Annotated in this window: 21 protein-coding genes and 1 tRNA gene; 12 read left to right on the forward strand and 10 right to left on the reverse strand. The window is 71.2% G+C overall.

Annotation, left to right across the window (positions count from 1 at the left end):
* Positions 1-24 precede the first annotated feature (24 nt).
* The 3 genes from ACFE64_RS06380 to ACFE64_RS06390 all read left to right on the forward strand — a co-directional run bounded on the left by ACFE64_RS06380 (position 25) and on the right by ACFE64_RS06390 (position 2,934).
* The gene (locus ACFE64_RS06380; protein WP_375391621.1) at positions 25-780 is read left to right on the forward strand and encodes an ATP-binding cassette domain-containing protein; all 756 of its coding nucleotides are present in this window, start codon (positions 25-27) and stop codon (positions 778-780) included.
* Positions 777-2,297, forward strand: coding sequence for an ABC transporter permease/substrate-binding protein (locus ACFE64_RS06385; RefSeq protein ID WP_375391622.1), 1,521 nt, complete (start codon positions 777-779; stop codon positions 2,295-2,297). The genes ACFE64_RS06380 and ACFE64_RS06385 overlap by 4 nt, the downstream gene beginning before the upstream one ends.
* 472 nt (positions 2,298-2,769) lie before the next feature.
* Entirely contained in the window at positions 2,770-2,934 is a 165-nt protein-coding gene (locus ACFE64_RS06390; RefSeq protein WP_375391623.1) for a hypothetical protein, read from the forward strand.
* 185 nt (positions 2,935-3,119) lie between these two features.
* Here the strand turns inward: ACFE64_RS06390 and ACFE64_RS06395 are convergent.
* Positions 3,120-3,209 (reverse strand) — tRNA-Ser (locus ACFE64_RS06395).
* 158 nt (positions 3,210-3,367) lie between these two features.
* On the opposite strand from ACFE64_RS06395, the gene ACFE64_RS06400 reads away from it, so the two are divergent.
* Complete coding sequence (locus ACFE64_RS06400; protein ID WP_375391624.1) at positions 3,368-4,111, forward strand: DUF1134 domain-containing protein; 744 nt, start codon at positions 3,368-3,370, stop codon at positions 4,109-4,111.
* Positions 4,112-4,288: 177 nt separating this feature from the next.
* The gene (locus tag ACFE64_RS06405; RefSeq protein WP_375391625.1) at positions 4,289-5,617 is read left to right on the forward strand and encodes a UDP-glucose dehydrogenase family protein; all 1,329 of its coding nucleotides are present in this window, start codon (positions 4,289-4,291) and stop codon (positions 5,615-5,617) included.
* A gap of 107 nt (positions 5,618-5,724) precedes the next feature.
* Here ACFE64_RS06405 and ACFE64_RS06410 read toward each other — a convergent pair whose 3' ends face one another.
* Positions 5,725-6,201 (reverse strand): RcnB family protein, encoded by a 477-nt coding sequence (locus tag ACFE64_RS06410; RefSeq protein WP_375391626.1) that lies wholly within the window; start codon positions 6,199-6,201, stop codon positions 5,725-5,727.
* 118 nt (positions 6,202-6,319) lie between these two features.
* The gene (locus tag ACFE64_RS06415) at positions 6,320-7,039 is read right to left on the reverse strand and encodes a YgfZ/GcvT domain-containing protein (RefSeq protein ID WP_375391627.1); all 720 of its coding nucleotides are present in this window, start codon (positions 7,037-7,039) and stop codon (positions 6,320-6,322) included.
* Positions 7,040-7,062: 23 nt separating this feature from the next.
* Between ACFE64_RS06415 and pyrC the strand changes: the two genes are divergently transcribed.
* Positions 7,063-8,094 carry a dihydroorotase gene (gene pyrC / locus ACFE64_RS06420; protein ID WP_375391628.1) on the forward strand — a complete coding sequence of 344 codons (1,032 nt, stop codon included), beginning with the start codon at positions 7,063-7,065 and terminating at the stop codon, positions 8,092-8,094.
* 10 nt (positions 8,095-8,104) lie between these two features.
* Here pyrC and ACFE64_RS06425 read toward each other — a convergent pair whose 3' ends face one another.
* On the reverse strand, positions 8,105-9,007 hold the full coding sequence (locus ACFE64_RS06425; protein ID WP_375391643.1) for a hydrogen peroxide-inducible genes activator: 903 nt from the start codon (positions 9,005-9,007) through the stop codon (positions 8,105-8,107).
* Positions 9,008-9,101: 94 nt separating this feature from the next.
* Between ACFE64_RS06425 and katG the strand changes: the two genes are divergently transcribed.
* Entirely contained in the window at positions 9,102-11,300 is a 2,199-nt protein-coding gene (gene katG / locus ACFE64_RS06430; protein ID WP_375391629.1) for a catalase/peroxidase HPI, read from the forward strand.
* 68 nt (positions 11,301-11,368) lie between these two features.
* On the opposite strand, the gene ACFE64_RS06435 is transcribed toward katG, so the two are convergent.
* Complete coding sequence (locus tag ACFE64_RS06435) at positions 11,369-11,860, reverse strand: RES domain-containing protein (protein ID WP_375391630.1); 492 nt, start codon at positions 11,858-11,860, stop codon at positions 11,369-11,371.
* Positions 11,861-11,983: 123 nt separating this feature from the next.
* On the opposite strand from ACFE64_RS06435, the gene ppc reads away from it, so the two are divergent.
* The gene (gene ppc / locus ACFE64_RS06440) at positions 11,984-14,650 is read left to right on the forward strand and encodes a phosphoenolpyruvate carboxylase (RefSeq protein ID WP_375391631.1); all 2,667 of its coding nucleotides are present in this window, start codon (positions 11,984-11,986) and stop codon (positions 14,648-14,650) included.
* A 118-nt stretch (positions 14,651-14,768) separates the two neighbouring features.
* A complete protein-coding gene (locus ACFE64_RS06445) occupies positions 14,769-15,050 on the forward strand; it encodes a hypothetical protein (RefSeq protein ID WP_375391632.1) in 282 nt (93 codons plus the stop codon).
* A gap of 54 nt (positions 15,051-15,104) precedes the next feature.
* Here ACFE64_RS06445 and ACFE64_RS06450 read toward each other — a convergent pair whose 3' ends face one another.
* The 4 genes from ACFE64_RS06450 to ACFE64_RS06465 form a co-directional block, all read right to left on the reverse strand.
* The gene (locus ACFE64_RS06450; protein ID WP_375391633.1) at positions 15,105-15,512 is read right to left on the reverse strand and encodes an acyl-CoA thioesterase; all 408 of its coding nucleotides are present in this window, start codon (positions 15,510-15,512) and stop codon (positions 15,105-15,107) included.
* Entirely contained in the window at positions 15,509-16,075 is a 567-nt protein-coding gene (locus ACFE64_RS06455; RefSeq protein WP_375391634.1) for a DedA family protein, read from the reverse strand. The genes ACFE64_RS06450 and ACFE64_RS06455 overlap by 4 nt, the downstream gene beginning before the upstream one ends.
* Positions 16,072-16,500 (reverse strand): hypothetical protein, encoded by a 429-nt coding sequence (locus ACFE64_RS06460; RefSeq protein WP_375391635.1) that lies wholly within the window; start codon positions 16,498-16,500, stop codon positions 16,072-16,074. The genes ACFE64_RS06455 and ACFE64_RS06460 overlap by 4 nt, the downstream gene beginning before the upstream one ends.
* Before the next feature lie 91 nt (positions 16,501-16,591).
* Positions 16,592-18,649 carry a S9 family peptidase gene (locus tag ACFE64_RS06465; protein ID WP_375391636.1) on the reverse strand — a complete coding sequence of 686 codons (2,058 nt, stop codon included), beginning with the start codon at positions 18,647-18,649 and terminating at the stop codon, positions 16,592-16,594.
* A gap of 27 nt (positions 18,650-18,676) precedes the next feature.
* On the opposite strand from ACFE64_RS06465, the gene ACFE64_RS06470 reads away from it, so the two are divergent.
* Positions 18,677-20,086 (forward strand): hypothetical protein, encoded by a 1,410-nt coding sequence (locus tag ACFE64_RS06470; RefSeq protein ID WP_375391637.1) that lies wholly within the window; start codon positions 18,677-18,679, stop codon positions 20,084-20,086.
* A gap of 1 nt (position 20,087) precedes the next feature.
* Here ACFE64_RS06470 and ACFE64_RS06475 read toward each other — a convergent pair whose 3' ends face one another.
* Positions 20,088-21,911, reverse strand: a complete 1,824-nt coding sequence (locus ACFE64_RS06475) for a DUF885 family protein (RefSeq protein WP_375391638.1) — start codon at positions 21,909-21,911, stop codon at positions 20,088-20,090.
* A 107-nt stretch (positions 21,912-22,018) separates the two neighbouring features.
* Between ACFE64_RS06475 and ACFE64_RS06480 the strand changes: the two genes are divergently transcribed.
* Together ACFE64_RS06480 and ACFE64_RS06485 are read left to right on the forward strand one after the other, a co-directional pair.
* Positions 22,019-22,684: a hypothetical protein gene (locus ACFE64_RS06480; RefSeq protein WP_375391639.1), complete on the forward strand. Its 666-nt coding sequence runs from the start codon at positions 22,019-22,021 to the stop codon at positions 22,682-22,684.
* Positions 22,685-22,766: 82 nt separating this feature from the next.
* The coding region (locus ACFE64_RS06485) for an aminopeptidase P family N-terminal domain-containing protein (protein ID WP_375391640.1) at positions 22,767-23,749 on the forward strand (983 nt) is incomplete at its 3' end.

Genomic DNA, 23,749 nt, shown 5'->3' on the forward strand with positions numbered 1-23,749 from the left:
TCACATCCCCCATCCTCGGCGATGATGCCAGCCCCCTCTCTCGTCTTCGAGGGCGTCACCAGGCGCTACGGCGACGTGGCGGCGGTGGACGGGGTGTCGGCGGCGGTCGCGGGGGGAACGTTCGTGGCGCTGGTCGGCGCGTCCGGCTCGGGCAAGTCGACGCTGCTCAAGACCGTGAACCGCCTGATCGTGCCGAGCGCCGGCCGCGTGCTGATCGACGGCGCCGACGTGGCGGCCGGGCCCGCTCCGGCGCTGCGGCGGCGGATCGGCTATGTCTTCCAGCATATCGGCCTGTTCCCGCATATGACGGTGGCCGAGAACATCGCGATCGGGCTGCGCATCGCCGGCCGGCCGCAAGGCGGGCGGGTGGCGGAGCTGCTCGATCTGGTCGAGCTGCCGCGGGAGGTCGCGGGCCGGATGCCCGCGGCCCTGTCGGGCGGACAGCGCCAGCGCGTCGGCATCGCCCGCGCGCTCGCGCCCGGCGCCAGGCTGCTGCTGCTCGACGAGGCGTTCGGCGCGCTCGATCCGGTGACCCGCGATACGCTCGGCCGCAAGCTCCGCGCGCTCCACGACGCGCTCGGGCTCACCACGGTGCTGGTGACGCACGACATGGCCGAGGCGCTGCTGCTCGCCGATCGCGTGCTGGTGATGGCGGCGGGCAAGCTGGTCGCCGACGCCAGGCCCGCCGCGCTGCTGGCGGGCGAAGGCGGCGACGCCGCGCAGGCGCTGGTCGCCGTGCCGAGGCGGCAGGCCGAGCAGCTGCGCGAGGTGATGCGGTGAACGCGTTCACGGAGGCGCTCGGCCGCGTGCCGCCGCTGCTGGCCGCGCATGTCCTGCTCGCCGCGGCGGCGCTGGCGCTCGGCATCGCGATCAGCCTGCCGCTGGCGGTGTGGTCCGCGCGGCGGGCGGGCGTGGCGCGCGTCGCGCTGGGCGCGGCGAGCCTGGTGCAGACGATCCCGTCGCTGGCGCTGCTGGCGCTGTTCTACCCGTTGCTGCTCAGCCTGGCCTGGCTGGGCGTGCCCGCACTCGGCTTCCTGCCGTCGCTGCTGGCGCTGACGCTCTATGCGGTGCTGCCGATCCTGCGAAACGGCGTCGCCGGGCTGGCCGGGATCGACCCGGCGGTGACCGAGGCGGCCGACGCGGTGGGCATGACGCCGGCGCAGAAGCTGCGGCTGGTCGAGGCGCCGCTGGCGCTGCCGGTGGTGGTCGCCGGCATCCGCACCGCGGCGGTATGGACAATCGGCGCGGCGACGCTGGCGACCACGGTCGGCGCGGCGAGCCTGGGCGACCTGATCTTCGCCGGCCTGCAGACGCAGAACTGGGCGCTGGTGCTCGCCGGCTGCGTGGCGGCGGCGACGCTGGCGCTGGCAGCGGATGCGCTGATCGGGCTCGTCGAGCGCGGGGTGCGCGAGCGGCGGCGCTGGCTCTGGGCCGGGGCATTGCTGGCGCTGGCGGCGGGCGTCCTCGCGGCGACCGTCCCGCTGTGGCTGAAACCGCAGCGCACCGTCGTGGTCGGCGCCAAGAACTTCTCCGAACAATATATCCTCGCGCGCCTGATCGGCGACCGGCTCACCCGCGCCGGCTACCGCGTGGAGTATCGCGACGGGCTCGGCTCGGCCGTGATCTTCGGCGCGCTCGCGGGCGGCGAGGTCGACGTGTACGTCGATTACGCCGGCACGATCTGGACCAACGCCATGAAGCGCGCCGACACGCCGCCGCACGCCGCGATGGTGCGCGCGATCGGGGACTGGGCGCAGCGCACGCGCGGGGTGCGGCTGGTCGGGCCGCTCGGCTTCGAGAACGCCTACGCCTTTGCCATGCGCGGCGCCGATGCACGCCGGCGCGGCCTCCGCACGCTGGACGATCTCGCCGCCGCCTCGCCGGACCTGACGCTGGGCAGCGACCTCGAGTTCCTGGAGCGGCCCGAATGGCGAGCGGTGCAGCGCGCCTACCCGTTCCGCTTCAAGGCCGCGCGGCCTTACAGTCCCACCTTCATGTATCGCGCGCTCGCCAGCGGCGGGGCCGATGTCATCTCCGCCTTCTCGTCCGACGGCCGCATCGCGGCGGATGGGCTGACGGTGCTCACCGACCCGAAGGGCGCGATCCCCGGCTATGACGCGATCCTGCTGGTCTCGCCGCGGCACGCACACGACGCCCGCTTCCTCGCGGCCCTCCAGCCGCTCGTCGGCCGCATTCCGGTGGCGGCGATGCGGGCCGCCAACTACCAGGTCGATCGCGATACCGCCAAGCGCAGCCCCGAACAGGCGGCGCGCTGGCTGGCGGCGAAGATCAACTAGGGACTGTGGGGGACTCACAAGTTTGCGTGAATGTGATTCACGCTGCGGATGGATCGCGATATACTGACGGACGCCCAGTGGGCGCAGATAGAGCCGCATTGTCCGGGCAAGGCGACTGACCCCGGCCGACAAGGCGTTCGACAGCAACGCGCTCGTGGCCGAGTTGAACGAGCGCGGCGCCAGGGTCGTCATCTCGCAGCATCCGGGCTGCGCGCAGAAGCTCAATCGACACCGCCGTTACACTTGGTGTCAACCCGTCGAGCCTTCTGCAAGCTGAAGGACTTCAAGCGCATCGCAATGCGCCTGCAAAACCGACCGGAGCTTCGAGCCATGATCTCCTCGCCGCCGCCGTCATCAACTTACGATGAATCCCACAGTCCCTAGAGCGGTTTCCTCGCGGGTAGAGTCGCCAGGGATGCACAAGCAGCCTGGACGTGATTCAGCGTGGCTGCCGGGCAGGAGGCCAGCCGCCATGCCGAAGGCCTATGCCGATGATCTGCGAGTTCGGATCGTGCGAGCGGTTGACGCTGGAGCGTCGCGCCGATTCGTGATGGACAACCGGCCTGCCCACAAGGTGAAGGGCATCGACGACGCGATCGCCACGCGCGATGCCGAGCTGCGCTATCTGCCGCGCTAAAGCTCCCACCTCAATTCGATCGAGCAGATTCGCCAAGCCAAGCGCTGCTCCGCAAGGCCGCCGTACGCTCCCCCGACAAGCGCCAGGACACCATCGGCCTGCTCCTCGATGCGTTCTCCCCCGACGAGTGCAAGAACTAGCTCAGGAACTCAGGCCATGTGAACCCACATGGGAAATGCTCTAGCTGGCGGAGACGGAGGGATTCGAACCCTCGATACGGTTTCCCGTATGACGCTTTAGCAAAGCGTTGGTTTCAGCCACTCACCCACGTCTCCCAACGCCTGGCCGGCCGACGCGCGCTATAGCGGCGCGGGCGCGGGCAGGCAACGGCTCGGGCCGGCGCGCAAACGACTCGGCCCGGCGCGTCCGTTCATTGCCCCGCAAGGGCGCGCGCGGTTAACCATGGCGCATCAGGGGCGAGGGAGCGGCGGCGATGAAGCGGATGATCACGGGGGTCGCGGCAGCGGCGGTGCTGGCGGCCTCCATGGCGTCGGCGCAGGTGCGGACGATCGATCCGAATCGCGCGATCGACGGCGACCTGGCCGGATCCGCGCCGCGCCAGACCACGCCCGCGCCTGCCTACCCGCGCGACCCCGTCCCGGCCGAAGAGGCGCCTGCCGATGCGCAGCCGCCGCAGGTGCCGAGCGCGCCGCCGCCCGACGAGCGCAGCGCCGACGCCACCACCCGCTCCTCCGAGACGTTCGCGCGCGACGACCTGCTGGCGGCGGGCGAGGGCGTGTTCGGCAAGGGCGCGCAGGGGCTGGCCGGCATCATCGAGAAGATCCTCAAGAGCCAGGGCCGCCCCAATGCCTATATCGCCGGGCGCGAGGCGGCGGGCGCGGTGGTGGTCGGCCTGCGCTACGGCTCGGGCGTGATGACCCACAAGGTGGAAGGGCAGATGCCGGTCTACTGGACCGGGCCGTCGGTCGGCTTTGATCTCGGCGGCGACGCGACCAAGGTGTTCGTGCTGGTCTACAACCTCTACGACACCGCCGACCTCTACCATCGCTTCCCCGGCGCCGAGGGACGCCTTTATTTCGTCGGCGGGTTCGCGGCGACCTACCTGCGGCGCGGCAACGTCGTGCTGATCCCGATCCGGCTCGGCGTCGGCTGGCGCGCGGGGGTGAACGTCGGCTACATGAACTTCACGCACAAGAGCCGGCTGCTGCCGTTCTAGCCGCAGCGCAGGCGCGTCTACGCCCGCGCGGCACGCGCAAGGCCGGCCGGTGGGTCGCGCCAGCGAACCCGTCCGACGACCGGCTTGGCCGCGTCCCCCGCTCGCAGCCGACCCCGCTGGCAATCCCGGTCTCATCGGCTAAAGCGCCCGCAACGGTAACCGGGGCAGCTTCGTCACATGCGCATCACCATGATCGGTTCGGGCTATGTCGGGCTCGTTTCCGGCGCCTGCTTCTCCGATTTCGGCCACCAGGTGACCTGCGTGGACAAGGCCGAAGCCAAGATCGACGCGCTCCGCCAGGGCAAGATGCCGATCTACGAGCCCGGCCTCGATCAGCTCGTCGCGGCCAATGTCGCGGCCGGGCGGCTCGGCTTCACCACCGATCTCGCCCCATCGGTCGCGGGCGCCGACGCGGTGTTCATCGCGGTCGGCACGCCGTCGCGCCGCGGCGACGGCCACGCAGACCTGTCCTACGTCTTCGCCGCGACCGAAGAGATCGCGGCCGCCGTCACCGGGCCGACGGTGGTCGTCACCAAGTCCACCGTCCCGGTCGGCACCGGCGATCGCGTCGAGGCGATCCTGCGCGAGAAGCGGCCGGACATCGATGTCGCGGTCGTCTCCAACCCCGAGTTCCTGCGCGAAGGCGCGGCGATCGGCGACTTCAAGCGGCCCGACCGCATCGTCATCGGCACCGACGACATGCGCGCGCGCGAGGTGATGCAGGCGATCTATCGCCCGCTCTACATCAACGACAATCCCATCCTGTTCACCGGCCGGCGCACGTCGGAACTCATCAAATACGCCGCCAACGCGTTCCTCGCGACCAAGATCACCTTCATCAACGAGATCGCCGATCTGTGCGAGGCGGTCGGCGCGGACGTGCAGGACGTGTCGCGCGGCATCGGCCTCGACAATCGCATCGGCCGCAAGTTCCTCCACGCCGGTCCCGGCTATGGCGGTTCGTGCTTCCCCAAGGATACGCTGGCGCTGCTCAAGACGGCGGAGGATTTCGGCAGCCCGACCCAGATCGTCGAGGCGGTGGTCAAGGTGAACGACAGCCGCAAGCGCGCGATGGGGCGCAAGGTGCTCGCCGCGCTCGGCCAGGCCAATGGCGGGCTGCCGAGCGACAATGGCGCGCGCGGCAAGACGGTGGCGCTGCTCGGCCTCACCTTCAAGCCCAACACCGACGACATGCGCGACGCACCCAGCCTCGCCATCGCGCAGAGCCTGGCCGATGCCGGCATCCGGGTGCGCGCCTACGATCCGGAAGGGATGGAAGCGGCCAGGGCGCTGCTGCCGGACCTCACCTATTGCCGCGACGCCTATGAGGCGGCGGACGGCGCCGACGCCGTGGTGATCGTGACCGAATGGGACGCGTTCCGCGCGCTCGACCTCGACCGGCTGAAGGGCGCGATGCAGGCGCCGGTGCTGGTGGACCTGCGCAACATCTACCGGCGTGAGGCGGTCGAGGCGGCGGGCTTCCGGTACACCGCCGTCGGCCGGTGAGCACCGGCCCGGGGTAACGCCACGCCGTCAGACAGGACCGGCAATGCCGGCCCTGCTGCCCGCCGTGACGAGTCCTGGAATGGCTCGCGCCATCCCAGGCCGTCCGTTCAGTAGAAGAAGCCGTTGTAGACGGTGACCACCCGCCCGGTGCGCAGGTTCACGCGCACCACGTCGTTGCCGTAGCGGACCCAGCGCTCATAGGCGGCGGGCGCCGGCAGGCGATAGCGCGAGGGATCGTTCAGCCAGTAGCTGCGGCCGTAATAGACCGGGTCGAACCGGTAGCCGACCGCGACCGGGCGATAGCGATAGCCGCGCGGGCCGGCATAGGCGCCCAGCCGATATGCGCCCGGATGGGTGCGGCGGAAGTCGCGCCAGTCCCCGCGCGTCTCCTGCCGGTCCTCGCGCAACTCCTGATTGGGGCCGCGAGCGTCTCCATAGTTGCGCTGGCGCTCGGCCCCGCGCAGATCGCGCTGGTCCTGCCGCACCTCGCGCTGGTCCTGGCGGCCCTCGCCATAGCTCTGCGCGCCGGCGGCGACGGGCGCCAGCGCGGCGGCGGCGAGCGCGGCGGTGATGATGATACGCATGTCCTGCTCCTCGGTTGGCCCGGCGGTGTGGCCGGGATGACCGACGCGATAGGCGGGGCGCGCTGAACGTGGCGCGAACCGCGCGGTCAGCGGGTCGTCAGGATTGTAACAGCATGTGTCAGAGCGCCGCGGCCAGCCAGCCGGGCACGATCGCATCGCCCAGCGCCTCGACGCGGCGATGCTCCACCATCAGCCCGAGCTCGGGATAGCGCGCGCGCGTCCGCTCCGTTTCCGGTCCGAGGCGGGAGACGACCAGCCGGCGGTTGACCTTGGCACGGTGATGCATGCGGGCGGTGTTCTCCTGCCCGACATAGCAGCCCTTGGTGAAGCTGACGCCGTTCAGCTCGCGCCCGTTCGCCTCCAGCCACAAGGTGTCGCCGGCGCCGAGCTCACCGACGCCCTCCGTCACGCCCAGCCGCAGCCGATGCGCCTGCCAGCCCGTCGCGGGCGCGGCAGGCGGCGCGAGCCAGCGGCAGCCAAGGTCCGGCAACCGCGGATCGGGCGCGCCGCCGCCGGTCGCCAGGGACCAGTGGACGGCGAGCGGATCGGGCGCGATCGTGATCGCGCGGCGCAACCGGTAGAGCGCCAGCCGCTTCGCCAGTGCGTCGGCCTGCGCCGCCTCCGCGTCGATCAGCACATCGTCGCCGTCCGCCCACAGGATGAAGTCGAACAGCGCCTTGCCCTGCGGCGTCAGCAGCCCCGCCCAGAGCGGGCGCTCGGGCGCGAGCAGGCCGAGATCGTTGGTGACGAGGCCCTGCAGGAACCCGCGCACGTCGTCGCCGGCGAGGCGCAGCACCGCGCGGTCCGCCAGGGTCGTTTCGGCTGTGGTTCCGCTCATCGGCGCAAGGTAAGCGTCCGGGCATGGCTTCCCAACCCCAGACGCTCACCATCCGGCGCCCGGACGACTGGCACGTCCATCTGCGCGACGGCGCGATGCTGCAGGCGGTCGCGCCCTGGACGGGCCGCCAGTTCGCCCGCGCGATCGTCATGCCCAATCTCTCGCCGCCGGTGACCAGCGTGGCGATGGCCGCCGCCTATCGCGCTCGCATCCTGGCGGCGTTGCCGGAGGACGCGCGCTTCACGCCCTTGATGACCTGCTATCTGACGGATCACACCGATCCAGCCGAGGTCGTGCGCGGCTTCGAGCAGGGCGCCTGGGCCGCGTGCAAGCTATACCCCGCCCACGCCACCACCAATTCCGCCCACGGCGTCACCAGCGTCGCGCACATCCGCCCCGTGCTCGACGCGATGCAGCGCGCCGGCATGCCGCTGCTGATCCATGGCGAGGTGACCGATCCCGCGATCGACATCTTCGACCGCGAGGCGGTGTTCGTCGAGCGCGTGCTGGCGCCGCTGCTGATCGATTACCCCGCGCTGAAGATCGTGCTGGAGCACATCACCACGGCGGAGGCGGCGAGCTTCGTCGCCGCAGGGCCCGCGACCCTGGCTGCGACGATCACGCCGCAGCACCTCCATCTCGACCGCAACGCGCTGTTCGCCGGCGGCATCCGCCCCCACGCCTATTGCCTGCCCGTGCTCAAGCGCGCGCGCCATCGCGATGCGGTGCGCACCGCGGCGACATCGGGCTCGCCCAAGTTCTTCCTGGGCACCGACAGCGCGCCGCACCTGATCGAGGCGAAGGAGACGGGCTGCGGCTGCGCGGGCATCTTCAACGCGCCGTTCGCGCTGGAAAGCTATCTGACGGTCTTCGAGGAGGAAGGCGCGCTCGATCGTTTCGAGGCGTTCGCGAGCGAGCACGGCGCCCGCTTCTACGGCCTGCCGCTCAACGAAGGGACGGTGACGGTGACGCGCGGGGGCGCCGACGTGCCGGAGCGGATCGGCGCGGTCGTGCCGTTCCACGCGGGTGAGCGGCTCACCTGGCGTCTGGCGTGAGCGGCGGCCATCACGCCACCGCCGCCCGGATCGTCTCGGCCAGCAGCCGGAAATCCCCCGCCCGCGCGTGACCGCGCCGCCACGCCAGCGCGATGCGGCGCTCGGCGGCCAGCCCGTCGACCGCGCGCGCGGCCACCCGCGTGCCCGTCAGCATCCCGGCTTCCACCGCCATCGCGGGCAGCAAGGTGAAGCCCAGCCCCGCGTCCACGAGCTGCACCAGGGTCTGCAAGGTCGCCGCGACCACCGGCGCTTCCATGTCACGCGCCTGGAGATCGCACGCGGCGAGCGCGTGATCCTTGAGGCAGTGTCCGTCCTCCAGCAGCAGCAGGCGGTGCGCATCCTCCTCGGCGAGCGGCAGCGCCACCGCCGTCGCATCGTCGGCGGGGCCGACGGCAAGCAGCAGCCGGTCGGTCGCGATCTCGATCGTGTCCACCTCCCCGCACTCGGCCGGGAGCGCCAGCAGCACGCAGTCGAGCGCGCCGCGGCCCAGCGCCTCGCAGGCCGCCCCCGTCAGCATCTCGCGCACCTGCAGCTTGAGCCGCGGCCATTGCGCCGCGGCCGCCGCCAGCGCGCGCGGCAGCAGGAAGGGCGCGACCGTGGGGATCACCGCCAGCCGGAGCGCGCCGGTCAGCGGCGCCTGCGCCTCCTGCGCCGCCGCGCTCAGGTCCTCGGCCGCGCGCACCACGCCACGCGCCCTTGCCGCCACCGCCTCCCCGACCGCGGTGAAGCGCACCGACCGCCGCGTCCGCTCGACCAGCGTCGCGCCGAGCAGCCGCTCCAGCTCGACGATGCCGACCGACAGGGCCGACTGCGTGACGAAGCACGCCCGCGCGGCGCGGCCGAAATGACCATGCTCGTGCAAGGCGAGCAGATAGCCGAGCTGGCGTAGCGAAGGGAGTCGCGCAGTGATGATGTGATCCGATCACAGAAATTGGATTAAATCATTGGATAAATCTTTTACATGGGTACAACGGCTGGTCCAGACCCCGTCCTCCAGGAGAGCGAGCATGGACGCCATCACCTCCACCAGCCCGATCAACGATCCGGCCAAGCAGCCCGCGGCGCTGCGGACGCTGCTCGGCCGCACCAGCAAGGACTGGTGGCCTGAATCGCTCAGCGTCGACATTCTGACGCAGGGCGGCGTCTCGACCGATCCGCATCCCAAGGGCTTCAACTATCGCGAGGCGTTCAAGGCGCTCGACTATTGGGCGGTCAAGGACGACCTCAAGGCGCTGATGACCGACAGCCAGCCCTGGTGGCCGGCCGATTATGGTCATTACGGCCCGTTCTTCATCCGCATGGCTTGGCACTCGGCCGGCACCTACCGCACCGGCGACGGCCGCGGCGGCTCGTCCTCGGGCTCGCAGCGTTTCGCGCCGCTCAACTCCTGGCCGGACAACGGCAACCTCGACAAGGCCCGCCGCCTGCTGTGGCCGGTCAAGCAGAAGTACGGCAAGGCGCTGAGCTGGGCCGACCTGTTCATCCTCGCCGGCAACGTCGCGATCGAGTCGATGGGCGGACCGGTGTTCGGCTTCTCCGGCGGCCGCGAGGATATCTTCGAGCCCGAGCGCGACATCTACTGGGGCACCGAGGAGGAGTGGCTCGGCCAGACCCGCATCGACGAGGAAGCCGGCCTCACCCTCGAAAACCCGCTGGCCGCGATCCAGCACGGCCTGATCTACGTGAATCCCGAGGGGCCGGGCGGCAAGCCCGACACCAAGGGCTCGGCGCGCGACCTGCGCGAGACGTTCGCGCGCATGGCGATGAACGACGAGGAGACCGCGGCGCTGACCGCCGGCGGCCATACCTTCGGCAAGGCGCACGGCGCCGGCGATGCGTCCAACGTCGGCCGCGAACCGGAGGGTTCGGACATCGCGCACATGGGGCTCGGCTGGCACTCGACCCACGAGAGCGGGATGGGCGACCACACCATCACCTCGGGCATCGAGGGCGCGTGGACGCCGACACCGACGACGTGGGACATGACCTATTTCTCCAACCTGCTCGATCACGAATATGAGCTGGTGAAGAGCCCGGCGGGTGCCAACCAGTGGCAGCCGGTCGGCAATCCGGAGGAGACGCAGGCTCCGGCCGCGCATACGCCCGGCAAGAAGGTCGCCACGATGATGACCACCGCCGACAAGGCGTTCAAGGACGATCCCGCCTATCGCCGGATCCTGGAGAAGTTCCGCGCCGACCCGGCCTATTTCGGGGACGCCTTCGCGCGCGCCTGGTTCAAGCTGTGCCACCGCGACCTCGGGCCGAAGACCCGCTATCTCGGTCCCGAGGCGCCGACCGAAGACCTGATCTGGCAGGACCCGATCCCCGCCGGCACGCCGCTGTCCGACGCGGATATCGCGGCGCTGAAAGGCAGGATCGCGGGCGCCGGGCTGTCGGTCTCGCAGCTGGTGAAGACCGCCTGGGCGTCGGCCTCGACCTATCGCGGCTCGGACCGTCGCGGCGGCGCCAACGGCGCGCGCATCCGTCTCGCGCCGCAAAAGGACTGGGAGGTCAACGAGCCCGCCGAGCTCGCCACGGTGCTGGCGGTGTATGAAGGCATTCAGCGTGATGCGGGGATCACGGTCAGCATGGCCGACCTGATCGTGCTGGGCGGCGGCGTCGGTGTCGAGCAGGCGGCGAAGGCGGCCGGCCACGATGTGACGGTCCCCTTCACCAGCGGCCGCGGCGACGCGACGCAGGAGTGGACCGACGTCGAGAGCTTCGCGGTGCTCGAGCCCAAGGTCGACGGCTTCCGCAACTATCTGTCGACCAAGCACAGCGTGCCGACCGAGGAGATGCTCGTCGACCGTGCGCAACTGCTCGGCCTGTCCGCGCCGGAAATGACGGTGCTGGTCGGCGGCCTTCGCGTGCTCGGCGTCAATCACGCCAAGGCGAAGAGCCATGGGGTGTTCACCACCCGGCCGGAGACGCTGACCAACGACTGGTTCATCAACCTGCTGCAGATGGCGACCGCGTGGAAGCAGATCGATGACAGCGGCGACGAGGAGTTTCTGGGCACCGATCGCCACACCGGCGAGCAGCTGTGGACGGCGTCGCGCACCGACCTGGTGTTCGGCTCCAACTCGCAGCTTCGTGCGATCGCGGAATATTACGCGCAGGACGACACCAAGGAGCAGTTCGTCACTGATTTCGTGGCGGCCTGGACCAAGGTGATGAACGCCGATCGCTTCGACCTGACGGCGTGAGGCTGCGGCGGCCGGTCGGGCGAGGCCCGACCGGCTGACCTGCAGGGGCATCCCCCGGTTGCGGACGGTCAACGGACGGAAGGGCTGCCGGCCGCGTTCCAGCTGAACAGCACGAGGTGCCATAACCCCGGACCCTTGCGGGACGGGTCGATCAGCCCCGTCGCGCCGGTGCCCTCGATCCAGTCGCGGGCACGCCAGGAGGACGGCTCCCCTCCCGCTGCAACGGCCGCCTGCCAATCGGCGAAAGGATCGCCGGCCTCCAGCCGCACCTGTTCGAGGGCTTGGGGCACACGCAAGTCGAAGATGTTCACGGCATGCACGTCGAACATGAGGATCTGCCGCCGCTCGCTGGCGATACGGTGAGCGATCATCGCGGCGCTGACCCCGGCTGCCGACGCGCTGAGGTAAAGCGTCGGCTGATCGGGTCGCGAGTAGCGACCGGCCCGGGATGACCCGGCGAGTGCATCGGAGCTGAAATCGGCGGCGACGGACCGGAAGAATCGTCCGGCGACCGTGGCAACGCTGCCGGTCGTCCGCACATCGGGTTCGTCGCGCGACACGGGGCGATGTTACACGGATCGGTACGCGGCAGCTAACCACATACCCGGCACAGGCAGCCGATCAGCAGGCACGGCGCCGCTCCACCATTGACCCCTGCCGTGCCGCAGCGCAGCATCGACGCCATGGCCAGCCTTCCTCCGATCGCCAACAACCCCGACGTACGCCTGCTTGGCGCGATGCTGGGCGACGTCATCCGCGGCTATGCCGGCGAGGGCGTTTATGCGCGCATCGAGGACATCCGCCGCGCCGCCGTGGAGCGTGCTCGCGCCGGCGCGACCGAGACGCCGCAGCTGCCGCCGCTCGCTCTCGACGAGAGCGTCGAGGTGGTGCGCGGCTTCATGCTCTTCTCCATGCTCGCGAACCTCGCCGAGGATCGGCAGGGCGTCGCCGCCGAGGAAGGCGCGACGCTCGCGGAGGCGGTCGCGAAGCTCGCGGCGGACGGCGTGTCGGCCGAGGCCGTCCGCGCGCTGCTCGCCGACGCGCTGGTCGCGCCCGTGCTCACCGCGCACCCGACCGAGGTGCGGCGCAAGAGCATGATCGACCACCGCAACCGCATCGCGCAGCTGATGGCGCTGAAGGATGCGGGCACGGCGGAGACGCCCGAGGGCGACGCGGTCGATGACGCGATCCGCCGCCAGATCGCGCTGCTGTGGCAGACCCGCGCGCTGCGCCGCGAGCGGCTCTACGTCACCGACGAGGTAGAGACGGCCCTCTCCTACCTGCGCGACGTGTTCATGCCGGTGCTGCCGGGCCTCTACCAGCGCTGGGACCGGGTGCTGGGCGAGCGCGCGCCCTCCTTCCTGGCGCCGGGCAGCTGGATCGGCGGCGACCGCGACGGCAATCCCTTCGTCACCGCCGACAGCCTCGCCGCGGCGCTCGGGCGCGGGGCGGAGGCGGCGCTGGGCCATTATCTCGACGCGGTGCACGCGCTCGGCGCCGAGCTGTCGATCGCCAGCGGCCAGGCGGCGATCGACCCGGCGGTGCGGGCGCTCGCCGACCGCAGCGGCGACGACGCGCCGAGCCGCCAGGACGAGCCCTATCGTCGCGCGCTGTCGGGCGTCTACGCGCGCCTCGCTGCGACGCACCTTCAGCTGACCGGTCGGCCCGCGCCGCGGCCGGGGCGGCTGGCCGGCGAACCCTATCCGAGCGCCCGCGCCTTCCGCGCCGATCTGGTGGTGCTCGCCCGCGCGCTCGCGGAGGGCGGTGCCGGGGCGCTGGCGGGGAGCGGCGCGCTCGGGCGGCTGGTGCGCGCGGTGGAGCTGTTCGGCTTCCACCTCGCCACGCTCGATCTGCGCCAGAACTCCGCGGTCCACGAGCGCGTCGTCGCCGAGCTGCTCCGGGTCGCCGGCGTCGAGGGCGATTACCCGGCGCTCGACGAGGACGCCCGCGTGACGCTGCTGCGCCGCGAGCTCGCCAGCCCCCGCCCGCTCGTCAGTCGCCACGCGACCTACAGCGAGGAGACCGCGTCCGAGCTCGCCATCGCCGAAGCCGCCGCCGCCGCGCACCGCGCCTACGGCCCCGCCGCGATCCGGCAGTATATCGTCTCGATGTGCGGCTCGGTCTCGGACCTGCTGGAGGTCCACCTGCTGCTGAAGGAAGCGGGGCTCTATTTGCCCGGCGATCCGCCGCAGGCGGCGATCATGGCGGTGCCGCTCTTCGAGACGATCGCCGATCTGGAGGGCGCACCCGCGATCATGCAGGCCTGGTTCGCGCTGCCGGAGGTCGCCGCGATCGCCCGCGCACGCGGTCAACAGGAAGTGATGATCGGCTATTCCGATTCCAACAAGGACGGCGGCTATCTGACGTCGGTCTGGAGCCTGTCGCAGGCGGCGGCGGCCCTGCGGCCGGTGTTCGATGCGGCGGGCGTACGGATGCAGCTGTTCCACGGCCGCGGCGGCGCGGTCGGGCGCGGCGGCGGCTCCGCCTTCGCGGCGATCCGCGCGCAGCCGCCGGGCACCGTCGCCGGGCGCATCCGCATCACCGAGCAGGGCGAGGTGATCGCGGGCAAATACGGCACCCGCGACGCGGCTCGGACCAATTTAGAGGCGATGGCGTCCGCGACGCTGCTCGCCAGCCTGGAGCCGCCGCGCCTGTCTGCCGCCGACGCGCAGCGGTTCGGCGCGGTGATGGACCGGATGTCGGCGGCGGCGTTCGGCGCGTATCGCGATCTGGTCTACGGCTCGGACCAGTTTCGCACCTTCTTCCGCCAGATGACGCCGGTGACCGAGATCGCCGACCTCAACATCGGCAGCCGCCCCGCCAGCCGCAAGAAGTCGGACGCGATCGAGGATCTGCGCGCGATTCCCTGGGTGTTCAGCTGGGCACAGGCGCGGGTGATGCTGCCCGGCTGGTACGGCGTCGGCCAGGCGCTCGCGGGCGAGGCGGATGCGGCGCTGCTGGCCGACATGGCGCAGGGCTGGCCGTTCTTCGCCGCGACGCTCGCCAACATGGAGCAGGTGCTGGCGAAATCCGATATCGCCATCGCCGCGCGCTATGCCGAGCTGGTCGAGGACCGCGCGTTCGCCGCGCCGACGTTTCGCCATATCGCCGACTGGCACGCGCGCACGATCGAACGGCTGCTGGCGATCACCGGCCAGTCGCGCCTGCTGGAGCATAGCCCCAAGCTCGATGCCTCGATCCGGCTGCGCCTGCCCTATATCGAGCCGCTCAACCTCCTCCAGGTCGAGCTGATGCGCCGCCACCGCGCCGGCGAGGACGACCCGCGGGTCGCGGAGGGCATCCTCTTGTCGATCAACGCCATCGCGACGGCGCTGCGGAATTCCGGCTGAGCAGGTGCGGCACGCCGCGCCAGCCCGGCCGCTCCAGCGCGCTCGCGCTGCGCATCGAACCGGAACCGAAACGACGCATCGTGTGTTGTCCGCGTCTTCAACCCGGGAAGGTTCTAGTATGCGTAAGCTCATTCTCGCCGTCACCGCCGCCGCGGTGCTGCTGCCCACCACTGCCGCCGATGCACGGCGCCGGCACACGCATTATTATCGTGGTCAGAAGGTGTGCAGGCATTCGAGCGGCACCACGGGCCTGGTCGCGGGCGGCGTCGGCGGTGGCCTGCTCGGCCACGCGCTGCTAGGCGGTGTCGGCGGCACGCTGGCCGGCGTGGCGGGCGGTGCGCTCGGCGGCCGTGCCATCGACCGGTCGATCACTGCCAAGCGGCGCTGCTACTACCGTTAGGCTGAGCGCGGCCGGCGGTCGCGCCGCGCGAGCGGCCGACCGCCGACGCGGAGTTCATTTCCGCGTCGCCCCGGCCAGGAACAGCTCCGCCAATGCCGCTCGCACGCGCAGCAGCCGCCCGCTCGCCCGGTCCAGCAGCGCCCAGGTCGTTACCCCCTCGACCAGCACCCGCCCATTCTCGCCGACGAACCGGAAGCGGCGGTCAAACCGCGCGCCGCGCGGCGCATCGGCGACCCACGTCTCGCCCATCGCGGTCGCGCCCGGGCCGAGATTGCCGCGATAATCCAGCTCGTGCCGCGTCACGACCCAGACATAGGCCGCCTGGTCCGCGGCCGAGGCGAGCGCCGCCCAGTGCGCCACCGCCAGTTCCTGCGCCCAGCGCACCCACACCGCGTTGTTGACGTGACCCAGCGCGTCGATGTCGGCCGCGTCAGCGGTGAAGGCGAGCCGGAAGCGGCTCATCGCCGGCGGGTCCGGAGCCAGTGGATGCCGCCGACCACGAGCCCGGTGGCGACCAGCGCCCCGACGACGATCCACAACCGGTGGCCGTGCGGGTGGAACCGGCCCGTGAACGCCTCGAACTCACGCCCGAACAGGTAGCCGATCGCGCTGAAGACGATCCCCCACACCACCGCCGCCACCGCATTCACCGCCAGGAAAAGACGCGGGCGCACGCCCGCGGTGCCGATCGCGATCGGGCTGACGGTGCGCAGGCCGTAGATGAAGCGGAAGGCGAAGATGAAGCCCTTGGGATGTCGCTCCAGCGCCTGCAGCGCGCGCGCGAAAGCGGGCCTGGCGCGGATGCGCTGCACCCATGGCCGGTCGCGCTGGCTCCGCCCGACCGCGAACCACGCCTGATCGGCGAGGAACGAACCGCCCGCCGCCGCGGCACAAGCGCCCGGCAGCGGGATCAGCCCCTGATGCGCAAGCAGCCCGCCCGCGACGACGACCGCCTCGCCCTCGATCCCCGCACCCACAAACAGGGCGAGCAGGCCGTAATGCTGGACGAGGGACTCGATGTTCATGCCGACCTGACCGTCACCCCGGCCTCGTGCCGGGGTCCACCGACGGTCCTGGCGAAGCTCTCCGGGCTCGAGCGGGACGCCCAACCCGCAGTGGATGCCGGGACAAGCCCGGCATGACGATCGCGCGTCGCCGCGCTGCACGGCACGCGATCAAAGCTCATCCCGGCGTCGGCCTCGCTCGGGACGAAAAGCCCACGACGATCGGCGATCGCGCGGAGCAGCAAGGGATAGCCGGTATCCACCTCGATCGTTGGAAGATGCACTTGCACCACAACAATCTTCTTAGTCGGTAGAAGCGCGTCACCGTCCTTGTCATGGTAGCCGGATACGGGAACGGTCTCCGTTCCGATCACGAGTGATCCGCTGCGTTCGACGAGCAAGCGTTGTGGCTGCGAAGGCGCCTCACTCGAATAGCAACCCGTCATTGCGGCACGCTCGGCTCGTCGTCCGATCGGACCGCCAGGTAGGCCCATCCGCCAACCACGGCGGCGAGGATCAGCGCGGGGGGCCAGCGGCTCACCCCTCCACGCCCATCTGCCACAGCACGAAGGCGTTCTCCTCCGCCGCCTCGCGAAGGCTTTCGAAGCGGCCGGATTTGCCGCCATGGCCCGCACCCATGTTGGTCTTGAGCAGCAGCAGATTACCGTCCGTCTTGGTCGCGCGCAGCTTCGCCGCCCATTTGGCCGGCTCCCAATAGGTGACGCGCGGATCGTTGAGACCGCCGGAGATGAACACCGGCGGATAGGCCTGCGCCGTGACGTTGTCATAGGGGCTGTAGGAGCGGATCAGCCGGAAGGCGTCGGCGTCTTCGATCGGGTTGCCCCATTCCGGCCATTCGCCGGGCGTCAGCGGCAGCTCGGCGTCCATCATCGTGTTGAGCACGTCGACGAACGGTACGCCTGCGACCACCGCGCCCCACAGTTCGGGATCGGAATTGACCACCGCCCCCATCAGCTCGCCGCCCGCGGACGCGCCGGCGATGGCGATGCGGCCCTCGCCCGTCCAGCCCCCGGCGATCAGCCCGCGTGCGACGTCGACGAAGTCGGTGAAGGTGTTGGTGCGCTTGGCCAGCTTGCCGTCGAGATACCATTGCTGGCCGAGATCGTCGCCGCCGCGGATGTGGGCGATGGCATAGGCGAAGCCGCGGTCGAGGAACGACAGCCGCCCGGTCGAGAAGCCCGGCGGGATGGCGTGCCCGTAGGCGCCGTAGGAATAGAGGAACAGCCGCCCCGAGCCGTCGCGCGGGAAGTCGCGCGGGTAGACGATCGACACCGGCACCCGCGTCCCATCACGCGCCGCGATGTGCAGCCGCTCGGTCCGGTATCTGTCCGCGTCGTAGCCGGACGGGATCTCCTGCACCTTCAGGGTGGTGAGCGCCCCCGTCGCGACGTCATAGTCCCGCACCGTGCCCGGCGTGACCATCGACTCGTAGCCGAGCCGCAGCACGGCCACGTCATATTCGGGATTGTCGCCCAGCCCGGCGGCGTAGCTCGCCTCCGGGAAGGCGATCCGCTTCGGCGCGCCGCCGCCGTAGGAATGGATCTCGACCTGATCGAGCCCGTCCTCGCGCCCCTCCACCACGAAGAAGTCGCGGTAGCATTCCACCCCGGTCATGTAGAAATGCGGGTCCGGCGCGATCAGCTCATTCCACTCCTCCGGGCGCTCGACCGTCGCGGTGACCAGGCGGAACTGCGGATCGGTGTCGTTGGTGTGGATGAAGAGCGTGCCGTCATGCTCGTCCACGTCGTACTCGCGGCCCTCGCGGCGCGGCGCGACCAGGATCGGCGCCGCGCGCGGATCGTGCGCGGGCAGCAGCCGGATTTCGCTCGTCACATGATCGCCCGTCGCGATGACGATCCAGTTGCGCGCGCTCGTCTCGGCGACCGCGACGCGGAAGCCCTCGTCCGCCTCGTGATAGAGCACGACGTCGTCGGCGGGATCGGTCCCGAGCCGGTGGAAGCGGGCATTGTCCGTCCGCCACTGCTCGTTGGCAAGGCCGTAGAGGAAGCCGGCGTCGTCCGCCGTCCAGACGATGTCGGAGAGCATGCCGGGGATGGTGTCGGGCAGGTGCTCGCCGGTCAGCAGGTCCTTGACCCTGATCTCGAACCGCTCCGCGCCGCTGTCGTCGATCGCGTAGGCGAGCTTCGACCCGTCGTTCGACACCGCGAACGCGCCGAGGCGGAAATACTCCTTGCCCTCGGCCAGCGCCGGCTCGTCGAGCAGCAGTTCATCCGGGCCGCCCGCGACGGGCTTGCGCCACCATTTGCGATACTGCCCGCCGGTCTCGAAGCCCGTCCAGTAGAGCCAGTCGCCGTCCTTTTGCGGCACCGACGATTCGTCTTCCTTGATGCGCCCCTTCATCTCCTCGTAGAGCCGGTCGACCAGCGGCCGGTGCGGCGCCATCACCGCCTCGAAATAGGCATTCTCCGCCTGCAGATAGCCGAGCACATCGGGGTCGGTGACCTCGGGATAATGCGGGTCCTTGAGCCAGGCCCAAGGATCGCTGATGGTCTCGCCATGGGCGGTGAAGCTGTGGGGGCGGGTCGGCGCGACGGGGGGCACGGGTTCGGTCATGCCCCGCCCTTACCGTCTGACCGCGTCATGTCGATGCGCGTGGGCGTCGCAGCGGCCATCGCCGGTGCCGGGTGGATCGCGCTGTTCTGGCCGGGCGTCGTCACCTTCGACGGGGTGGACCAGTATCGCCAGGCGCTGACCGGCGATCTCGACGATTGGCACCCGCCGATCATGGCGGCGACGTGGCGGCTGCTGATCCGGCTGGGGCTGGGCGGCAGCGGGCCGTTCTTCGCCGTCCAGACGGCGCTGTTCTTCACCGGGCTGGGCCTGCTGGCCGCCGCGCTCGCCCGCGCGGGGCGGCCACGCGCCGGGTGGGCCGTGCTGGGGTGCGCGCTGTTCCCGCCGCTGGCGAGCTGGATGACGTGCGTGCTGAAAGACGCGCAGATGATCGCGTGCCTCGCGGCCGCGACGGGAGTCACCGCCCATTATCGCCTCGCCGGCCGGTCCGTGCCGGGCGGGGCGCGCGCGGCCGTCGTGCTGCTGGTCGGCTATGCGGTGCTGGTGCGCGCCAACGCGGCGTTCGGCGCGGTCCCGCTGGCGCTCGCCTTGGGGCAATGGGGCGGGCTGACGCGGCCGGTGGCGCGCGTCGGCGCGGCGCTGGCGGGGATCGTGCTGGTCGTGGCGCTGGGCGGCTCCGTCAATCACCGCCTGCTCGGCGCGAGGCCGTCGCTGGTCGAGCGCACGCTGCCCGTGTTCGACATGGCCGGGATCGCCACGCTCACGGACCTGCCGACGCTGCCGGGCCTGCCCGTCGCCACCTGGAGCCAGGCGCGCGCCCGGCACTGCTACACGCCGGTCTATTGGGATGTGCTGGGCGACGAGACGCGCTGCGGCGCGCTGGCCGACACGCTCGCCTTCGACCGCGATCCGAACCTCTCCCCCGTCCAGCGCGATTGGCTTCAGCTGATCGCCGCCCACCCGCTCGGCTATGCCGAGCACCGCCTGCTCCACGCGGTCAGCGCGCTGCGCCTGCTGCCGCCGCCGCGCCAGGCGCCCGCCGCCGCCCCGTATGCGTCGCAGCCGAACGGCTGGGGCGTGGGCCAGCCGGCGCGCGCCGCCGCCCGCGCGCTGCAGCCCGCCGCCGCCGCGATCGGAGCATCGCCGGTCGGCGCCCCCGCCTGGTGGCTGATCGGTGCGTTCGCGCTGGCGGCGGCACTCCGTCGCACGCCGCCGCAGCCCGCGCGCGCGCTGGCGCTCGGCCTGCTCCTGTCGGCGTTCGGTATGGAGGCGGGCCTGCTCGTCGTCGGCATCGCCTCCGATCTGCGCTATCATCTGTGGGCGGCAGTCGCGACGGGTCTCGCCGCGGGCCTGCTCGCGGCCTGCGAGGGCGCTCCGGTCGGCTGGGGTCGCCGATCCGCGCTCGCCCTCGCCGCCGGGCTCATCGCCCTCGCCGGCCTGCGCATCGCTGCGCCCGCCACCTGGGCGCTCGCCGGCTGAGCTACGCCGCCGGCATACCGCCGCCCGCCGCGATCCAGGCGCGCACCTTCTTCTCCAACACCAGCATCGGCAGCGCGCCGGTATCGAGCACCACGGCATGGAACGCGCGCGGATCGAACGTCGCGCCCAATGCCGCCTGCGCCTCCGCCTTCAGCTTCAGGATGGTCAGCTGCCCGATCTTGTAGGCGAGCGCCTGCCCCGGATTGGCGATGTACCGCTCCACCTCGGCGGTGGCGTCCGTGCGGCTCTCGGGCGAGTTGGCGAGGATGTAGGCGATGGCCTGCTCCCGGCTCCAGCCCATCGCGTGCAGCCCGCTGTCGACCACCAGCCGCATCGCGCGCAACATGTCGTCGTTCAGCCCGCCCATCCGGTCGTACGGATCGCGCTCCTGCCCGAACGCCGCGTACAGGCTCTCGGCATAGAGCGCCCAGCCCTCGACATAGGCGGTGTTGCCGCCGAACCGCATGAAGGCGGGCAGCTTCGCATTCTCCTGCGCCAGGCTGATCTGGAAGTGATGCCCCGGAATCGCCTCGTGCAGGTAGAGCGAATCCATGCCCCAGGTGTAGCGCGAGGGCAGGTCGTAGGTGTCGTAGTAGAAGATGCCCGGCCGGCTGCCGTCGGGCGTCCCCTCCTCGTAACTGCCCGAGGCGGCAGTCTTCTCGCGGAAGGCGGGCACGGGTCGCAGCTCCAGCGGCGCCTTGGGCCTCAGCGCGAACTGCTCGTCGACATGGGCGTCGACCGCCCTGGCGATTGCGGCATAGCCCGCGCGCACGTCGGTCGCCGATGTCGGCTGGAAGCGCGGATCGGTGCGCATCCGGTCGAACAGCTGCGGCAGCGTGCCCGTCCAGCCGATCCGTGCCGCCTGCGCCTGCATCTGCGCGGTGTCGCGCGCCACCTCCTGCAGCCCCAGCGCATGCACCGCGGCTGCCGTCATCGGCAGCGTCGTGCTCGTCTCGATGCGATAGGCGTAATAGGCGTTGCCCCCAGGCATCGCCGACAGGCCCACCGTGTCGCGGGCGCGCGCCAGATATTCGTCGGCGAGGAAGTCCCTGATCTTCCGATGCGCGGGCTGGATCACGTCGCGGACCTGTGCCGCGTAAGCGGCGGTCAGCCGCACCCGGTCCGCCGCCGGGATCGCGGGCGGGAACATCGTCACCGGCTGATAGAAGACCGAGCCCTCGACCCCCTGTCCCAGCAGGTTGTCGAACTGCTCGATCATGTTGCGCACGGTCAGCTTCGGTTCGACGATCCCCGCGCGCAGCCCCTCGCGGAAGCGCGCGATGACGCGGTCGTAGAGCGCCGCATATTGCGCGTTGCGCTTCAGATTGTTGTCGTAATCGAGCACCGTCGTGAACGGCGCGGCGCCCTTGCCCGAGGCGAAATCTGGATAGAAGGTCTGGTAGCCGCCGAAATGGTTGATCGGCATCGCGCGGCCGATCTTGACGAGCCCGGGCGCAAAGCCGCGCCGGTCGCGCTCGGCGCCGTCGAGGAAGACGTCATAGGCGATCTGGTCTGTAGCCGTCAGCCTGGCGCGGTCGATCGCCCGGATCGCCTTGAGGTCGTCGCGCGTGAATCGCAGCGCGCGCGCCTGTGCCGCGTCGGTGTAGGGATCGCCGATCGATCCCGCATAGCGCAGATCGCCGCGATAGATCGCACCGATCGGGTTGTAGCGCAGGTCGCGCTCGTCCTGGTCGTAGAACAGCCGCTTTAACTTCGCGTCCTCCGGCCCGTCACCCGGCAGCGGCGTCGGCAGCGGCGGCGCCTGCGCCAGCACCGGCGGCGCGGCGCCCAGCAACGCCAGCGCGATAATGGTCCTGATGAGCATGAAGTCTCCCCTCCCCGCCTCGCTACCCACGGCTTGGGCGCGGAGCAATGAGGGAACCGGAGCGGACCTACCGGGTTAACCTGCGTCATCATCGTTAGGAGTAGTCCATGCGTACCATCCTGTTCCTGTCCGCGGCCGCGCTGATTGCCGCGCCCGCGCTCGCCGAAGGCAAGAAGGACCGCGCGCAGGAAGCGGTTGCCGCCGCCCGGGCCAAGGTGCAGGCCGCTGCCCAGGTCGGCGCGACCGGCGACGCCCCGCGCCTCCACGCCGAGGCCGCTGCCGCGCTGCGCACCGCCGAGGAGGACCTGGCCCGCAACCACAAGGATCAGGCGATCGCCGACGCCAATCGGGCGCAGGAGCTGGCGGACCGCGCGATCGGGGCCTCGCAGCAGCGCCAGGCCAACGCCGCCGCGGCGCAGGTCGACGCCGCGAACGCGCAGGCGAACGCCGCTACCGCCGCCGCCCAACAGCAGCAGGACGCGACGGCGCAGGCCCGGGCTGACGCTGCCGCCGCCAATGCCAGGGCTGAGGCCGCGCAGCAAGCCGCCGCGTCCGCCCAGGCCGATGCCGCCGCGGCCCGCGCTGCCCCGCCGGTGGTGGTCGCCCAGCCGCAGCCGACCAGCGCGACCGTGACCACCACGACCAGCGCCGTCGCCCCCGCCGCGACCAGCCACCCGGTCGTCCGCCACACCACGACTCGCCGCATCGTTCATCGCGCGGCGGCCCGGCCGGCCGCGGTCAAGACGACGACGACCGTCACGACCAACCAGTAAACCGGTCAGGCCTCGCTTCCGGTCGACCGGGAGCGAGACCGCGGCCTGTCGCCCGTGCTTCTGCTCTGGCATGGTCTGGCGCATGACCCGCTATTCCGCCCGCCTCGCCGCCCTTCGCGCCGAGCTTCGCGCCCAAGGGCTCGACGGCTTCGTCGTCCCGCTCACCGACGAGCATATGAGCGAATATGTCGGCGCCTACGCCCAGCGGCTCGGCTGGCTGACCGGCTTCGGCGGCTCGGCGGGAACGGCGGTGGTGCTCGCCGACGCGGCAGCGATCTTCACCGACGGCCGCTACACCATCCAGGTCCGCGAACAGGTGGACGGCGCCAACTGGGACCATGTCGGGGTGCCCGCCGAGAGCGTCGCCGGGTGGCTCGCCGAACATGTACGGTCAGGCGCGCGGATCGGCTATGATCCTTGGCTCCACACCGCCGGCTGGGTGGCCGACACGACGGCGCGGCTCGCCGAACGCGGCGCCACGCCGGTGCCGGTCGACCGCAACCCCGTGGACGCGATCTGGACCGATCGCCCCCATCCGTCCGACGCCAGGCTGCAGGCCCATGACGACCCGGCCGCCGGTCGCTCGTCTGCGGAGAAGCGGGCGGATATCGCCGATTGGCTGGCGGCCAACCGCGCCGACGCGGTGGTGCTGACCGCGCTCGATTCCATCGCCTGGGCGCTCAACGTGCGCGGCGCTGATGTCGAACACACGCCGGTCGCGCTCAGCTATGCGATCGTCAACGCCGACGGCGCGATCGACCTGTTCGTCGCGCCGGAGAAGCTGGACGACGCCGTGCGCCGCCACCTCGGCAACGCGGTGCGCACGCATCCGCGCGAAGCCTTCGCCGACGGTCTCGCCGCCTTGAGTGGCAGGCGCGTCGCGGTCGACCCCGAGCGCGCGGTGGCGGCGATCGCCGCCCGGCTGGAGCGCGCGGGCGCGACCGTCGTGCCGTTGCGCGATCCCGTCGTGCTCGCCAAGGCGCTCAAGCACCCCGCCGAGGTGGCCGGCCACCGCGCCGCCTCGATCCGCGACGGCGCGGCGCTGACCCGCTTCCTGCGCTGGGC

The organism is uncultured Sphingomonas sp., from assembly GCF_964250165.1.
Taxonomy (GTDB): domain Bacteria; phylum Pseudomonadota; class Alphaproteobacteria; order Sphingomonadales; family Sphingomonadaceae; genus Sphingomonas.

Coding starts and splice junctions, on each gene's coding strand:
- ACFE64_RS06380 (WP_375391621.1), top strand. CDS start 25: ATGCCAGCCCCCTCTCTCGTCTTCGAGGGCGTCACCAGGCGCTACGGC.
- ACFE64_RS06390 (WP_375391623.1), top strand. CDS start 2,770: ATGCCGAAGGCCTATGCCGATGATCTGCGAGTTCGGATCGTGCGAGCG.
- ACFE64_RS06400 (WP_375391624.1), top strand. CDS start 3,368: ATGAAGCGGATGATCACGGGGGTCGCGGCAGCGGCGGTGCTGGCGGCC.
- ACFE64_RS06405 (WP_375391625.1), top strand. CDS start 4,289: ATGCGCATCACCATGATCGGTTCGGGCTATGTCGGGCTCGTTTCCGGC.
- ACFE64_RS06410 (WP_375391626.1), bottom strand. CDS start 6,201: ATGCGTATCATCATCACCGCCGCGCTCGCCGCCGCCGCGCTGGCGCCC.
- ACFE64_RS06415 (WP_375391627.1), bottom strand. CDS start 7,039: ATGAGCGGAACCACAGCCGAAACGACCCTGGCGGACCGCGCGGTGCTG.
- pyrC (WP_375391628.1), top strand. CDS start 7,063: ATGGCTTCCCAACCCCAGACGCTCACCATCCGGCGCCCGGACGACTGG.
- katG (WP_375391629.1), top strand. CDS start 9,102: ATGGACGCCATCACCTCCACCAGCCCGATCAACGATCCGGCCAAGCAG.
- ppc (WP_375391631.1), top strand. CDS start 11,984: ATGGCCAGCCTTCCTCCGATCGCCAACAACCCCGACGTACGCCTGCTT.
- ACFE64_RS06445 (WP_375391632.1), top strand. CDS start 14,769: ATGCGTAAGCTCATTCTCGCCGTCACCGCCGCCGCGGTGCTGCTGCCC.
- ACFE64_RS06450 (WP_375391633.1), bottom strand. CDS start 15,512: ATGAGCCGCTTCCGGCTCGCCTTCACCGCTGACGCGGCCGACATCGAC.
- ACFE64_RS06455 (WP_375391634.1), bottom strand. CDS start 16,075: ATGAACATCGAGTCCCTCGTCCAGCATTACGGCCTGCTCGCCCTGTTT.
- ACFE64_RS06460 (WP_375391635.1), bottom strand. CDS start 16,500: ATGACGGGTTGCTATTCGAGTGAGGCGCCTTCGCAGCCACAACGCTTG.
- ACFE64_RS06465 (WP_375391636.1), bottom strand. CDS start 18,649: ATGACCGAACCCGTGCCCCCCGTCGCGCCGACCCGCCCCCACAGCTTC.
- ACFE64_RS06470 (WP_375391637.1), top strand. CDS start 18,677: ATGTCGATGCGCGTGGGCGTCGCAGCGGCCATCGCCGGTGCCGGGTGG.
- ACFE64_RS06475 (WP_375391638.1), bottom strand. CDS start 21,911: ATGCTCATCAGGACCATTATCGCGCTGGCGTTGCTGGGCGCCGCGCCG.
- ACFE64_RS06480 (WP_375391639.1), top strand. CDS start 22,019: ATGCGTACCATCCTGTTCCTGTCCGCGGCCGCGCTGATTGCCGCGCCC.